General features: G+C 73.8%; 8 protein-coding genes and 1 pseudogene. 5 read left to right on the top strand and 4 right to left on the bottom strand.

The window, feature by feature from the left end; translation table 11 throughout:
* The first annotated feature begins 3 nt into the window (after positions 1–3).
* The 4 genes from ACZ7OU_RS21840 to ACZ7OU_RS21825 are packed head-to-tail and all read left to right on the top strand — an operon-like array spanning position 4 to position 11,153.
* Positions 4–1,161 (top strand): Kelch repeat-containing protein, encoded by a 1,158-nt coding sequence (locus tag ACZ7OU_RS21840; RefSeq protein WP_470256415.1) that lies wholly within the window; start codon positions 4–6, stop codon positions 1,159–1,161.
* Positions 1,158–4,208, top strand: a complete 3,051-nt coding sequence (locus tag ACZ7OU_RS21835; RefSeq protein ID WP_470256414.1) for a hypothetical protein — start codon at positions 1,158–1,160, stop codon at positions 4,206–4,208. The genes ACZ7OU_RS21840 and ACZ7OU_RS21835 overlap by 4 nt, the downstream gene beginning before the upstream one ends.
* On the top strand, positions 4,205–9,406 hold the full coding sequence (locus ACZ7OU_RS21830; protein ID WP_470256413.1) for a hypothetical protein: 5,202 nt from the start codon (positions 4,205–4,207) through the stop codon (positions 9,404–9,406). Before ACZ7OU_RS21835 ends, ACZ7OU_RS21830 begins: the two co-directional genes overlap by 4 nt.
* Positions 9,399–11,153: a hypothetical protein gene (locus ACZ7OU_RS21825; RefSeq protein WP_470256412.1), complete on the top strand. Its 1,755-nt coding sequence runs from the start codon at positions 9,399–9,401 to the stop codon at positions 11,151–11,153. Before ACZ7OU_RS21830 ends, ACZ7OU_RS21825 begins: the two co-directional genes overlap by 8 nt.
* Before the next feature lie 274 nt (positions 11,154–11,427).
* On the opposite strand, the gene ACZ7OU_RS21820 is transcribed toward ACZ7OU_RS21825, so the two are convergent.
* Positions 11,428–11,808 (bottom strand): hypothetical protein, encoded by a 381-nt coding sequence (locus ACZ7OU_RS21820; RefSeq protein WP_470256411.1) that lies wholly within the window; start codon positions 11,806–11,808, stop codon positions 11,428–11,430.
* A gap of 29 nt (positions 11,809–11,837) precedes the next feature.
* Between ACZ7OU_RS21820 and ACZ7OU_RS21815 the strand changes: the two are divergent.
* Positions 11,838–12,156 (top strand): annotated as a pseudogene (locus tag ACZ7OU_RS21815) (DNA-binding protein); the annotation flags it as partial.
* Here ACZ7OU_RS21815 and ACZ7OU_RS21810 read toward each other — a convergent pair.
* From ACZ7OU_RS21810 to ACZ7OU_RS21800, 3 genes are all read right to left on the bottom strand, one after another.
* On the bottom strand, positions 12,128–12,307 hold the full coding sequence (locus tag ACZ7OU_RS21810; RefSeq protein WP_470256410.1) for a hypothetical protein: 180 nt from the start codon (positions 12,305–12,307) through the stop codon (positions 12,128–12,130). The pseudogene ACZ7OU_RS21815 and the gene ACZ7OU_RS21810 sit on opposite strands and share 29 nt — an antisense overlap.
* An 84-nt stretch (positions 12,308–12,391) precedes the next feature.
* Positions 12,392–12,700 carry a serine hydrolase domain-containing protein gene (locus ACZ7OU_RS21805; RefSeq protein ID WP_470256409.1) on the bottom strand — a complete coding sequence of 103 codons (309 nt, stop codon included), beginning with the start codon at positions 12,698–12,700 and terminating at the stop codon, positions 12,392–12,394.
* A gap of 30 nt (positions 12,701–12,730) precedes the next feature.
* Complete coding sequence (locus ACZ7OU_RS21800) at positions 12,731–13,237, bottom strand: ricin-type beta-trefoil lectin domain protein (RefSeq protein WP_470256408.1); 507 nt, start codon at positions 13,235–13,237, stop codon at positions 12,731–12,733.
* Positions 13,238–13,405 lie beyond the last annotated feature (168 nt).

The raw sequence follows: 13,405 nt of genomic DNA, 5'->3' as shown, positions 1-13,405 counted from the left end.
GCCATGGCCGCGCCAACCGTGACATCCGTCGGGACGTGGACGCCCGCCGGTACCCTCCCGACCCCGGCCGCCTGGTACGGCCAGCACGACGGGCCCGTTCTCCTCGACACCGGCGACGTCCTCGTGGCCGGCGGCGCGGACGCGGGCGGTTCCCCGGTCCCCGACACCGCTGTCTTCGACGCCGGGCACACCCAGTGGCACCCGGCGGCCGGCGGCCTCGGCACGCCGCGGCGGCTGCACACGCTCACCCGCCTGGCGAACGGCAAGGTCCTCGCCGTCGGCGGGCTCGACGGCTCGACCGGCCTCCCGTCGGCCGAGCTGTTCGACCCGAAGACGGGCCGGTGGACCCCGACCGCGTCGCTCGAGACGCCGCGCTGGGGCCACACCGCCACGCTGCTGCCGGACGAGACCGTCCTCGTCACCGGCGGCAGCACCGCCCGCCCTGGCGGAGGCACCACCGCGGTGCGGTCCGCGGAGCGGTTCGACCCCGACCCCGACCACCCCGTGTGGCACGCCGCCCAGGACATGACCGACGCGCGCACCGCCCACACGGCAGTGCTGCTCGCGAGCGGGTTCGTCCTGGTCGTCGGCGGCGTCGCCCCGGTCGGGGCCGTCGACGACCCCGCGCTCGCGTTCTGCGAGCTGTACGACCCCGGCCACGACAGGTGGACGACGACCGGCAGCCTCCTGCACGGCCGGCGGCACCACCGGGCGACCCTGCTGTCCGGCGGCGCGGTCCTGGTCACCGGCGGCACGGCGCCCGGCTCGCCGGGGACCACGCCGTTCGACCCGTTCAGCCAGCGGACCGTCGAGCGGTTCGACCCGGCCACCGGCACGTGGGCGGAGAAGGCACCCATGCCGTCGGGCCGGGCGTTCCACCGGGCCGTGGCGCTGCCGGACGACCAGCTCCTGGTGGTCGGCGGCGCGGCGAGCGACCGCGACGAGTCCGGCTTCCGCAGCGCGCTCGTCTACGACGCGGTCCGCAACGAGTGGGCCACGGCCCCCGGGCTCCGGGACGGGCGCTGGTCGTTCGGCGCGGTGGCGCTGGCGGACGGCCGGATCCTGGTCGCGGGCGGCGTCGCCCGCTCCGGTCTCGCCGCCGCCGACCCGGGCGTCACGGAGCTGATCGCCACCGCCGAGGTGTCCGGGGTAGCTCCATGACCGCCAACGCCTACACGTTCCTGCCGTGGCTGCGCGCCGGCATCACCGCCCGTGTCGACACCGACCCCGGCACCGCCCAGCGGGCGAGCGTTCCGGTGGAGCTGCTCGTGTCCGGCGACACGTCGTCCAAGCCCGTCTCGAAGAACGTCCAGCTGTACGGCCCGGGCGACGTCATCGGGGTGGACCCGCGGGCGATCTCCCGGCTCGAGCCGCGGCCCGGGGTGGCGGGCGTGGAGCCGAACTTCCTGGCCCACATAGAGTTCTCCGAGGAGGACTTCCCGTGGCGCTACAGCCCCGCGCCGTCCGGGCCGGCGACGCCGCGGCTCGCGCCGTGGCTCGCGCTGGTGGTCCTGGCGACCGGCACCGAGTTCACCGACGCGCCGGGCACCGACCCGCTCCCGGCCGTCGACGTCGAGGACCCGGCCGGCACGCTGCCGCCGCCGGAGCAGCTCGGCGCGTGGGTCCACGTCCACGTGGACGGCTCGCTCACCGGCCCGATCGCCACCGACCGCACCGACGACGCCCTCGCGACGCTGCAGGACGTGCTGGGTGCCGACCCGGACCGCGCCTGCTCCCGGCTCGTATGCCCGCGCCACCTCGGGCCGGACACCGCGTACGAGGCGTTCCTGGTGCCGGCGTTCGAGACCGGCAGGCTCGCCGGGCTCGGCCTCGACCCGGTGGTCTCGCCCGGCGCGCTGTACGCCGCGTGGGGCCCGCACTACCCGGGCCGCCCGGCCGAGAACCGGCTGCCGTACTACCACCGCTGGGCGTTCCGCACCGGCACGGCCGGTGACTTCGAGTTCCTCGTCCGCCTGCTCACCCCGCGCAAGCCCGACGCGTCGGTCGGCCACCGGCCGGTGGACACGCACCGCTCCCCCGGCTTCGGCGTCCGCGGTGTCGAGGAGCAGGGCGGGGTGCTGCCGCTGGGCGGCGCGCTGCGCGTCCCGAACGTCGCCGACCCGGCGGAGAACTGGGACAACTTCGCCGGCGACCCGGATCAGCCGCCCTACCCGCGCCCGTTCGAGGAGGACCTCGCCGGCCTCGTCGACCTGGCCGACGACTACCAGCGCCACGCCCCGGGCGAGGCGCACGCCGCCGCCGGCCTCACGGCGGCCGGCGACCCCGGCCCGGACCCGATCATCACGCCGCCGCTCTACGGACGCTGGCACTCGCTGACGTCCCGGCTGCTGACCGACGAGGACGGCGTCCCGCTCTCCCCCGAGCTGACCCACAACTGGGTGCACCGGCTGAACCTGGACCCGCGGTTTCGGATCGCGGCGAACCTCGGCGCCCAGGTCGTGCGAGACCATGAGGAGGAGCTGATGGCGGCCGCATGGGCCCAGGTCGGCGACGTCCTGGTGGCCAACGGCCGGATCCGCGCCGCCCAGCTGGCCCGCGAGGTCGGCCACGTGCTGCAGGCCAAGCACGTGGATCCGCCGGCCGGCACGGGCCTGGCCGCGGCTCCGGAGCGCTCCGGCCGGGCGCTCACCCTGACCGCGCCCGCCCACCCCCGCGTGACGACGACGTCGGCGGGCGGCGCGGCCGGGCTGGTCGCGGGCGACGCCGACACGGTCGCCGTCGGGTTCCGGGTCGCGTCGAGCCGGGTGGCCGCGGCGCCGGTGTCCCCGGAGATGCGCCGGATCATCCGGCCGGGTGCGCGCCTGGTGAAGACGCTGGAGTTCCCCGAAGGCCGCCGGCCGGACAGGCTGCTGTCCAGAATGGACGATCCGGTCGCCCCGGCGGTGGCCGCGCCGGTCAAGGTCACGCCGGGCGCGCTCGTCACGCCGAGGGACGTGACCACCGCGCTGCACCCCGAGCGGCCGCCGGACGCCGACCCGGTCGACGTCCTGGCGCACAGCCCGGACTTCGTCCTGCGGTCCCCCGGCGACCCCGTCGTCCCGCACCCCGGTGCCACCGACAGCGACGAGGCGCTCCGGTTCAAGGCCGCGCTTCGCGAGCTGCACCAAGGGTTCGACGCGGGCCGGGCCGTCGGCCGGGCACCCGAGCCGCCGGCCCTCGACCTGGCCGCCACGACCACCGACACCCTCGCCGGGCTGCGGTCCGACGACACCGTGCCGAGGGCGCTGCTCGACGGCTCGGTGAGCCTGCCCGAGCGGCTGCGCCCGTTCGCCGAGCAGTTCACCGAAGCCATGGCGTACCCGGTGTTCGACGTGCCGGTGTTCCGGTCGCTGCTGGACGTCTCGCTCGACTCGTTCGTGCCGAACCTCGGGCTGCTGCCGCCGAACTCGCTGACCCTGCTGGAGAACAACTACGAGTTCATCGAGTCCTACCTCGCCGGCCTCAACCACGAGATGGCCCGCGAGCTGCTGTGGCGGGAATTCCCGACCGACCAGCGCGGCACGCCGTTCCGCCAGTTCTGGGACGCGCTCTCGCCCGCCGGGGACATCCCGCCGATGCACGAGTGGTCGACGGCCACCCGGCTGGGCGACAACGCCCACCGCCGTGGTGACCTCGTCTTCGTCGTGCGCGGCGAGCTGCTGCGGAAGTACCCGACGACCGCCGTCTACGCGCAGCGGGCGGAGTGGCCGCCCGGCCGGGACGGGCTGCCCGACAAGACCAAGCCGCGCCGGCTGGTCGAACCGCCGTCGGCGGCGGACATCGAGCTGCCGCGCTACGAGGCCACCGTCGACCCGGACATCTACCTGCTGGGGTTCGACCTGACCGCGGAGCGGGCGGTCGGCGGGCCGGACGACGCCGGCTGGTTCTTCGTGCTGAAGGAGCGGCCGGGCGACCCGAGGTTCGGGGTCGACGACGGCCCCGCGGTGCCCGTCGAGGTGTGGAACGACCTCACCTGGTCCGATGTGGACCCGGCGGGCCGGGGCTTTCTCGTGCTCGACCCGGCCGTCACGGTGGCGCTCGCCGGCTTCGACGGATCCGACGACGACGCCGAAAAGGCCGACCAGCGCGCCGAAGACGAGAACGTGCCGCCGTGGTCCGCGGAGCTGTCCTCGGCCGACCTCGCCTACCTGCTGTTCCAGGTGCCGGTCATGGTCGCCGTGCACGCCAAGGAGATGGTGCCCCGATGACCGCGCTCAGTGACGACTTCCCGGTGCTGCTGGCCCCGGTCCGCGTCGAGACCCGGTTCACCCCGACGGAGCTGCTCGTCCGGGTGTTCCCGGACGAGTGGGCGATCGACAAGTCCGAGCCGAAGCCCGCCGACGCCGAGATCGCCGCCCTCGACGCGTACTGGACGGCCCGCTGGGCCGCCGGCGGCCGGGAGACGCCGCTGCGGGAGGCGTGGCGGGAGCTGGCGGCCCGGGTGCCCGCCGGCCGGGCGGACTGGCTGCTGCGCACCCGGGTCCCGGCCAACCCGGCCGAGGAGCCCGCCGGGGTGGCGCCCGGCGCCGTGGTGCTCGTCATCCGGACGGCCGCGGCGGTGGCCGCGAACGACCGGGCGCCGTCGATCGCGTACTGGACGGCGGTGTGGCGGGCGCACGGCGACCGCACGCTCCTGCGCCAGGCCGACACCGCGCTCGACAACGCCGTGAAGAACGCGGGCCGGGCCGCCGGGATCCGCGCCCGCCGGCCGGCCGGGGTGGACGCCGCGCTGACGACCGTGTCCCCGGCACCCCCGGCGACCGAGCTGGTGGTGGTGGCGTTCCTCGTCCTGCCGGCGCCCGCGGCGGGCACCGTCGCGACGGCCGCGTGGACGCAGGGGGCGCGGGCGCGGCTGCTGCCGGACAAGTTCCAGGTGCTCGGGTTCACCGGCGGCACGCAGGTGGTGTCGGTGACCGGCGCGACCGTGCCGGCGACGCTCGCGGTGAGCCCGGACCCGGCCGCGCCGGACCAGATCAGCGTCAACGAGCAGACCGGCGCGCTACACGTGCCCGACGACCTGCGCTGGCTCGTCGACTTCGACCGGGCCGTGCAGGTCGGCATGGGCGTGCGCATCCCGCTGACCGACCAGATCCGCGGCGGGCTCGAGCGGCTCGTCGTGCTCGGGTTGCGGGAGACGGCGACGCCGGCCCAGTCGGCGACGGCCCTCACCGACCTGATCACCCGCCAGCTGCGTGGCTCCGACGGCTTCTCCTTGCTGCCGCAGGGAACTCCGACGAACAACTCGGAGGCGGCCGACGCCGGTCAGGACGCCGGGGACGAGGCCGACAGCGTGCGGGCGAAGCTGTCCGCCACCGCCACCACCGACTGGACGACCCGGACCGACGGGCAGCGGTTCGCCGACCTGCTCGGCCTCGCCCCCGGGGTGCTGACCGGGATGCCCAACGCGAACAGCACCGACCACCGGGACGCGCGCGCCGCGAACACCGCGCTGTGGCCGGCGACCTGGGGCTACTTCCTGCAGACCGCGCTGCACCCGCTGCTCGGCCCGGACGCTGTCGCCGCGACGCGGGACTTCTTCCTCAAGTACGTGTCCGGCCGCGGGCCGCTGCCCGCGGTGAAGATCGGGCGGCAGCCGTACGGGATCCTGCCGACGACCGCGTTCTCCCGGCTGTCCTTTCCGGACAGTGCCACCCATCGCCGTGCGCTCGGCCGGGTGCTGACCGAGGCGGGCCGCGACTGGGCGACGGCCGCCGAGCACGTGCCGCACCTCGGTGGCGAGGCCGACGACGCGCACCAGCACCTGCTCGACCTCCTCGCCCTGCACCCGACCTCGGCCGAGTACCACCAGCGGTACGCCCAGAGCGTCGAGGACCTGTTCAACCGCGAGAACCTCGGCGGGCTCGGCGCCACGGTGGCGGCGCTGGGCCTGCCCGGCCCGGTGCGGGCGCTGCTCGACCGGTTCGGCACCGGCCAGGCCCCGGACCTGCTGCGCCGGCTGTTCACCGACTTCCAGCAACCCCTGCCGGGACCGCTGGTCGACGACCGCCCGCTGTCGGAGACCGACCTGATCCGGCCCTACACCACCGACGGCCGCGACTACCTGACCTGGCTGGCCGGCCTGGCCCGCACCGACCTGCACGGCATCCGGCTGGAGTCGGGCTTCGCCGCCGGCAGCCGCCCCGCGGCACTGCTGTACCTGTTGCTGCGGCACGCCTTGCTGCTCGGCTGGGACGACGCGGCCCGCGCGCTCGCGGCCGCGGCCGGCGTGCCGGCCGGGCCACCGGTCGACCCGGCGTTCATCCACGTCCACCTGCCCACCGGGGGCGAGGACCCGGCGAGCGAGAGCCGGTTCCGGCTGCTGTATTCGCCGAACCCGCCCGTCACCGGGCACGCCGACCAGCTGCTGGTGGACTTCATCCCGGGGGTGCTGGCTTCGTCGGGGCCGACCGCCGCGCTCGACGAGCAGGCGCGCTCGCTCGAGGTGCTCAGGCAGCTCCCGACCGCGAAGCTGGAGCGGGTGCTCGCCGAGCACCTCGACCTGGCCACCTACCGGCTCGACGCGTGGCGGCTCGGCCTGGCGACCGAGCGGCTCACCGAGCTGCGGTTCGCCCCCGACGGCACGGCCAAGCCCGGCCTGCACCTCGGCGCGTACGGGTTCCTCGAGGAGGTCCGGCCGCATGCGGCGAACCTCGAGCCGGTCACGCTGACCGGTCCGCTGGCGACGGTCTTCGCCGGTGCCAAGCCGCTGCTGCACGACCCGGGCAACCAGGGCTTCGTGCACGCGCCGTCCCTCGGTCACGCCCGCACGGCCGCGGTGCTGCGCGCCGGCCACGTCGCCAACGAGACGCCCGGGAACCCCGATCCCTTCGCGGTGAACCTCAGCTCCGCGCGGGTCCGGGTCGCACTGTCCATCCTGGACGGGATGCGCCAAGGCCAGTCGCTCGGCGCCCTGCTGGGCTACCGGTTCGAGCGCGGCCTGCACGACCGCGACGCCGAAGCCGAGGTGGACCGGTTCATCGCGGGGCTGCGCCTGAAGTTCCCGCTGCGGGCCGCCAAGATCCCGGAGACCGCCGGCACCGAGCCGGACGAGATCGGGCAGGTGGAGGCCCGCAACGTCATCGACGGTCTCGCGCTCGCGCGGCACCTGAGCCGCACCGAGGTGTCGCGGGTCTACCCGTTCGACCTCGACGGGCTCCCGGACGCCTCGCCGGCGCAGGCCCAGGCGATCGGCGAAGAGGCGGAACGGCTGCTCGACGCCAACGACGCCGTCGCCGATCTCGCGGTCGCCGAGGCGGCCCACCAGGCGCTCGGCGGCAACCCGGAACGCGCGTCCGCGACCCTCGACGCGTACGCCAAGGACGGTCTGCCGCCCGATCCGGCCGTCATCCGGACCCCGCGCGGCGGGACCACCCTCACGCACCGGTTCGGCCTGCGCCTGCGGACCGGCCTGCACTCGAGCGGCGGGGCGAGCCCGCGCGCCCAGGCCGAGCCCGCCGTCGACGACTGGCTGCCGTCGTTGTTACCGCCGGCCCGGTCGGTCGCCGCGGTCGTGCGGTGGACCGACCCGGTGGACGGGGACGAGCACCGGGAAGAGGTCACCCAGGACGACCTGGACCTCTCCCCTATCGACCTGCTGTGGCTGGTGCGGCCGGTCGGGGAGGCGGCGCGGACCGACCTCGACGACCGGATCATCGGCGAGGTGGTGGACCGGTTCCACCCGCGCCCGGACGCCGTGCCGACGATCCGCTACACCGAGCGCTCCGAGGACGACGACAAGATCACGTTCTTCGAGCTGTCCCCCTTGGTCGCCGCGCTGCGGACGCTGCTGACCACCGCCAGGCCGCTGACGCCGACGGATCTCGTGCCGCCGGCCGGGCCGGTCACCGTGGACCGGTCGCTCGACGACACGATCTCCGTGTCCCGGCAGCGTCCCGACGCGGTCCGCGACTCGCTCGACGACCTCGCCGACGACGTGGCCGGCTACCTCGACGACCTGGAACGGCTGTACCCACCGGCCCCCGCCGTCCCCCGGCGCAACGACATCGTGCGGGACATCGACTCCTTCCTCACCCGCTACGCCGGACTGGCGACCACGGCGGGCGGCTTCGGCATGCCGCGCAGCGGCTGGGGCGAGCTGACCGCGTGGCGGCGCGGGGTGTTCACCGGCGTGCTCGCCGAAGTCGCGGCGACCGCCGACCGGCTGGCACGGACGCTCGCCGAGGCCGACGCACTGCTCGTGGCGTACGACGCACTGCCGAACACGACGCCGGATGTCGAGCGCTTCCGGCAGCTGCGGGTCGTCGAGGGCCTGCTCACGACGACGCCGGATCCCGACCCGCCGCGCCGGGCGAGCGATTTCCGCGGCGACGTGCGCCACCTCCGCAACGACTTCGACGACCGGATCGACGACCTGCGAGAGATCGCCGGCACCGGCCGGACCACGCTCAGCGGCCTGCTGGCCGAGGTCGCCGACCAGCTCCCACTGTCCGATGTGGACCCGACGGGGCTCGAGCTGACCCCGGTGCTCGACCAGGTGGTCGCGTTCGGCGCCGAGCTGCTGTCGCGGGCCCGCGCGCTCGCGGCGGAGATCGACGTGCGGATGAGCGCGTCGGCCGCCGCGCTCGCGGAGGCGGACCTGGCCCGCACCGATCCGGAGAAGGCACGGGCGGTGCTCGGCGCGCTCCGGGCGCTGCTCGGGGAGGACGTCCTCGTGGTGCCCGAGTACACGGTCCCGGACGACCTGGGTGACAGCCTGCACGACGCGTTCGAGCACAGCGACGACCTGGTGCGGCACCTGACCCAGGCGCCCGCGCTCCGGGACTTCCCGGTGGACGACTGGCTGCACGGCGCCGCCAGGGTCCGCGAGATGCCGCGCCTGTGGGAGCGGGTCCTGCTGCTGAGCGACGCGCTCCGCGAGCGCGACGGCCTGCTCGGCGACGATCCCGACGACGACGGGCCGGTGCTCCACCCCGTCCAGCTGCCGTTCCGGGCGAACGACCACTGGCTGGCCATGGAGCTGGCCGCGGGCGCCACGATCGACGAGGACCGGCTCCTGTTCACCGCGCACTACGCCGACGAGCCGTCGAGCGGCGACGGGCCGTCGTGCGGGCTGCTGTTCGACGAGTGGACCGAGGTCCTGCCCACCGACCGGGAGACCACCGGGATCGCGGTGCACGCCGACAGCCCGGACTCCGAGCCCCCGCAGAGCATGCTGCTGGTTGTGCCCCCGGTCCGCACCGGGACGTGGCAGGTCGCCGACCTCGTCGCCGCGGTGCTCGAGACGGTCGACCTGGCCCGCACCCGGCTCGTCGAGCCGGCCCAGCTCGACGACACGGGGTACGCGCAACTGCTGCCGGCGACCGTGCTGTCCGCGACGGCGCGCCCCATCACGATCAGCACCGACCTGGCGACCGCCACCACGCGCTGGAAGGCAGACCATGACTGAGCCCATTACCGACCTCGCCGGGGCGCTGTCCCGTCGCGAGTTCCCCACCGTCGGGGTGTGGAACCGCCTCGAGGGCCGGCCCCGCACCACCGACTTCGCGCGGGCGCTGCGGGCCGAGGTGCGGGACCCGCTGTGGCTGCTGGCGAGGCAGTGGCAGCTCGGCGAGTTCCGCGCCACCGACGGCGGCTCACCGGTGACCGCGACGTACTCCGTGGTGGCGAGCCCCCTGACGCGGTTCCGGCCGGACCCCGGCGGCCCGCCCGGCCCGCTGCCCGCCGACCGTCCACTGGAGACGATCGTGGAGCGCCGTCCGCTGCCGTTCTCGTTCGGCACCGACCTGATCTCGTTCGACCTGCGGCTCGCGTTCGGCCGCCGCTGGCTGAAGCTCGTCGGCCGGACGTCGGTGCAGCACCGGCGAGACGTCCTGGCGCAGTACGTCGGCCGGTACCCGATCGCGCTACCCGACCCCGGCTCCGACGTCCAGCAGGTGGCGCATCCCGACGTCTGGGCCGGGATGCAGGCGGTCGCGGGCCGGCGGATGGACGGCTACCAGCTGTACCAGCACGTGAAAGGCGGCGGGAAGGCGTCCGACGGGATCACCGGCCTGTCCAAAAAGGATCGTGATGCGCTCGACGCACTCGGCCCCCGGCTCACCGGCTGGTTCGACCAGCTCATCGACCGGCCGGACGGCGCGGGAGCGTGGGATCCCCGCCGCCTCGAGCACCGGTTCTCGGTGGCGACGGCGACCCCCGGCGGCGAGCGGGTGCTGACGGCGCCCGAGTACCCGGGCGGCGAGCTCGACTGGCACGCGTTCTCCACCGGCGACGGCTCGCTCGGCGGCGCCGGCACCGCGCCGGCCGCGCTGAACCGCACGGTGTTCCCCGCACCGGTCCGGTTCTCCGGCATGCCGCTGCCGCGGTGGTGGGCGGTGGAGGACGGGAAGACCAACTTCGCCGCGGTGACACCGGACAGCACGGACCTGGCCCGGCTGATCTTCCTCGAGTTCGCGCTGGTGTACAGCAACGACTGGTACCTGCTGCCGTGCGACGTGCCGGCCGGCACGTTCGCGTCGATCCAGGGACTGGCGGTCACCGACGTCTTCGGCGAGCGCCGCTGGATCACCCCGACCGGCACACCGCAGTGGCAGATGTACACCCTCGGCGGCAACCCTGGCCTGCTCCTGCCGCCCGGCACGCCGAAGGTGGCCACCGGCCCGGCGCTGGAGGCGGTCGACCTCGTCCGTGACGAGAGCGCGAACATGGTGTGGGGCATCGAGCAAACCGTCCGCCTGGCCACCGGCGAGCCGCGTCCCGGCCCCGAAACGGCGGCCGAAACGCTGGCGTTCCGCCGCCGCGGGCACACCCCGCCGGCTCAGGACGATCCCCGGGCCCCCATCGCGTACGAGCTGATGACGTCGGTCCCGGAGAACTGGATCCCGTTCATCCCGGTCCACGTCCCCGGCGACAACCGCACCGTGCAGCTGCGCCGGGCCGCCATGCCGAGCGAGGTCGACGCGGCCGCGGTCCGCCCCCGGACCGCGATGCTGCGCGAAGGCTTCGACGCCGGTCAGGCGTACTACATCAACGAAGAGGAGGTCCCCCGCACCGGCACCCGCCTGACCGCCGCGTACAACCGCACGAGAACCCGCTCCGGCCGGGTGGCGGTCTGGCTCACCACCCGCCGCGACTCCGGGCGCGGCGAGCGCACCAGCGGCCTGGCCTTCGACACGCTGACCGACACCCCGTGAGCCACCGGCGCGGTCCCTCCTTCGCCGGCTCCAGCCGGATCCGGACGTCGAGGTTCCGTTCGACCTCGCTGCGGCTGTACAGCAAGGGGAACGAGCCGCCCGAGGACCAGCGCGCATTGAGGTCGCTATAACGCGGGCTGCGGGATTTCCGAGTCGGCGTGCGCACCAGCCAACGGCGAGCGGCCTCTCCGCTGCTTTCAGCACGCACCCGCTGGTGTTCGGAAACGCCTGCGAGTCAGGCCTGTTCACCCCGTCGTAGCAGTCTGGCTTCGTATCATCGCCCGCTCGGCTGGGGGTACTCCAGGCCAGCAGTGTTGTCGTAGCGGATCATCGCCGCACGGGTAGCCGCGACGTAACCCCAGGTAACCAATACGATCAGGACCGCAGCTATGGCGAGAGTGATCCACATCGCCGGCCGGCCCTTGTCCACGCCGAACGCGATCAGCACCACAATGCCGCCGGTGGCAAGCACAAAGACGAACAGCGACAACAGCGCCCAGAGCAACGCAACCGGCCAGGCCGCGCCGAAGCCAGTGGGATGGCCGCGGACAGCCAACTGGAACGCCCCTAGCCCCCACAGGCAACACAGGACGAGTGCGACGACCGTCAACCCGGCCCCGACCAGGATGTGCGTCCACACTCGCCGCCCCGACATGGTGCTCTGTCTAGCCGAGGCACCACACGATCACGTCCGGACTCCGCCTTTGTGATCGACCCGTGACGGACCCCATGTCCAACGGCAGCATCCTGCGGCGCTCAAGTCCGCGCGACGTGGTGTGCGTCTACATCCCCGAGTACGTCGTCGGCCGCTGGTGGGAAAATGCGCTCCACAACCAGAGTTCTCTGCGCTTGAAGGGGCGGCTGCTGTTCGAACCCGGGGTGATGGTGACCAGCGTCCCCCTGGCAGCTGCACTCGACGACTCGCCGGGACCTCCAGCGGGTCCGCCCGTTGCCCGGCGACCTCCGGCGCGGGGTCACCACGCAGCGCCAGGCGTCGCGGTGACGCCTGGCGCTGCCGCCGCCTGGCCGGCGCAGAATTCCTTTTGCAGGAGGGTTTGCACAGCCTTCTGGTACGCCGCCGTGGGAGCGACCCCGGTGTCCACATAGGTCACCGATGCCCGCAGCGTCTTGCTGCCGTTGTGCGTCATCAGCATCCGCCCACTGCAGTTAGCGTCCGCGTGCAGCTCGAAGATCCCGAGGCCGTAGTCGCTCGTCGGGGTCCGGGGTCGCGTGCGGCTTCAGCATCTCGGCCGGCTGCGGGGCCGGGAGACCGTCTTCTCCTGCCCGCCGTCGGGGTACCGGTAGTAGGCGTGGGCGTGCGGCCCCGGCCCCAACACCCGCCGCCGCATCTCATCGGCGCAGGAGTGACCGGTGACCTTCTCGATCAGCAGACGGGCGACGACGTAGTTGGTGTTGGCGTAGCTCCAGCCCGAGCCCGGCGCGAACCGCGCCGGCCTGGCCAGCGAAACCGGACGAGTTCCTGCGGCCGGTAGGTGTGGAACCGGTTGTCCACCCACCCCTTGCCCGACCACGTGCTGCAGCAGCATCCGCACCGTGATCCGCCGGTCGAAGGCGAATCAGGCCGGCACGAAGGTCCAGCGGGAGGCCTGGTTTCCGCATGGTCTAGGGACGACGCCGTCGCGTACGCCGCCGTCGGAGTGCATGCAGTCCTGGTAGTGGCTGTTCTTGATCCACTTCTTCGGGGTCGAGTCGGTCGTCCACCTTTGGAAGCCGACGGCAGGGTCGTCGTTGGCCAGGCAGGAGGAGGTGAAGATGTCCGTGCCGTAGGTGTCGAGGCAGTAGCCTGTCGCGCCCAGGCTCGTGAACTTGCCGCCGGCGATGTGCCACTTCTGGGAGGCCGCGTTGACGCAGGTGTTGGTGATGACGGAGTTGAGCTGTCCCAGCAGCTGGTTGGCGGTCAGGCACAGCCCGGTGTTCGCGTTCTTGACGTAGTAGTTCGACGCTGCCGAGGCGGTGCCCGATCCGGCGATCAAGGCTGTCGCCGCGATCGCGACCGCGGTACCCGCGTTGGCGAGTCGACGGAGTTTCCCTCGGGGCGCCAAGATCTTCTTGTTGATCGTCATGCTGGATGTCCTCCAGTGTCTCGTGATTCCGGCGGTTTCGAGTCGGCCGGCTCGTCATCCGAATGGACGAAGCGCTCGCGTCGTCGGGATGCTCCACCCTGTGTGCTCGGACGGTCACCCGTGGCTGCAGGCGTCACAGCGTCCCCGCTACACTTCGGGTACGTCATC

Source organism: Amycolatopsis sp. NPDC114505, assembly GCF_055633615.1.
Note: the sequence above shows the minus strand (reverse complement) of the source record. Positions and strands in the feature narration are given on the sequence as shown.

What these genes read in the sequence shown, in the direction of transcription:
- ACZ7OU_RS21810 (WP_470256410.1), bottom strand. Translation starts at nt 12,307, where the DNA reads ATGCTGATGACGCACAACGGCAGCAAGACGCTGCGGGCATCGGTGACC.
- ACZ7OU_RS21840 (WP_470256415.1), top strand. Translation starts at nt 4, where the DNA reads ATGGCCGCGCCAACCGTGACATCCGTCGGGACGTGGACGCCCGCCGGT.
- ACZ7OU_RS21825 (WP_470256412.1), top strand. Translation starts at nt 9,399, where the DNA reads ATGACTGAGCCCATTACCGACCTCGCCGGGGCGCTGTCCCGTCGCGAG.
- ACZ7OU_RS21805 (WP_470256409.1), bottom strand. Translation starts at nt 12,700, where the DNA reads ATGCTGCTGCAGCACGTGGTCGGGCAAGGGGTGGGTGGACAACCGGTT.
- ACZ7OU_RS21835 (WP_470256414.1), top strand. Translation starts at nt 1,158, where the DNA reads ATGACCGCCAACGCCTACACGTTCCTGCCGTGGCTGCGCGCCGGCATC.
- ACZ7OU_RS21830 (WP_470256413.1), top strand. Translation starts at nt 4,205, where the DNA reads ATGACCGCGCTCAGTGACGACTTCCCGGTGCTGCTGGCCCCGGTCCGC.
- ACZ7OU_RS21800 (WP_470256408.1), bottom strand. Translation starts at nt 13,237, where the DNA reads ATGACGATCAACAAGAAGATCTTGGCGCCCCGAGGGAAACTCCGTCGA.
- ACZ7OU_RS21820 (WP_470256411.1), bottom strand. Translation starts at nt 11,808, where the DNA reads ATGTCGGGGCGGCGAGTGTGGACGCACATCCTGGTCGGGGCCGGGTTG.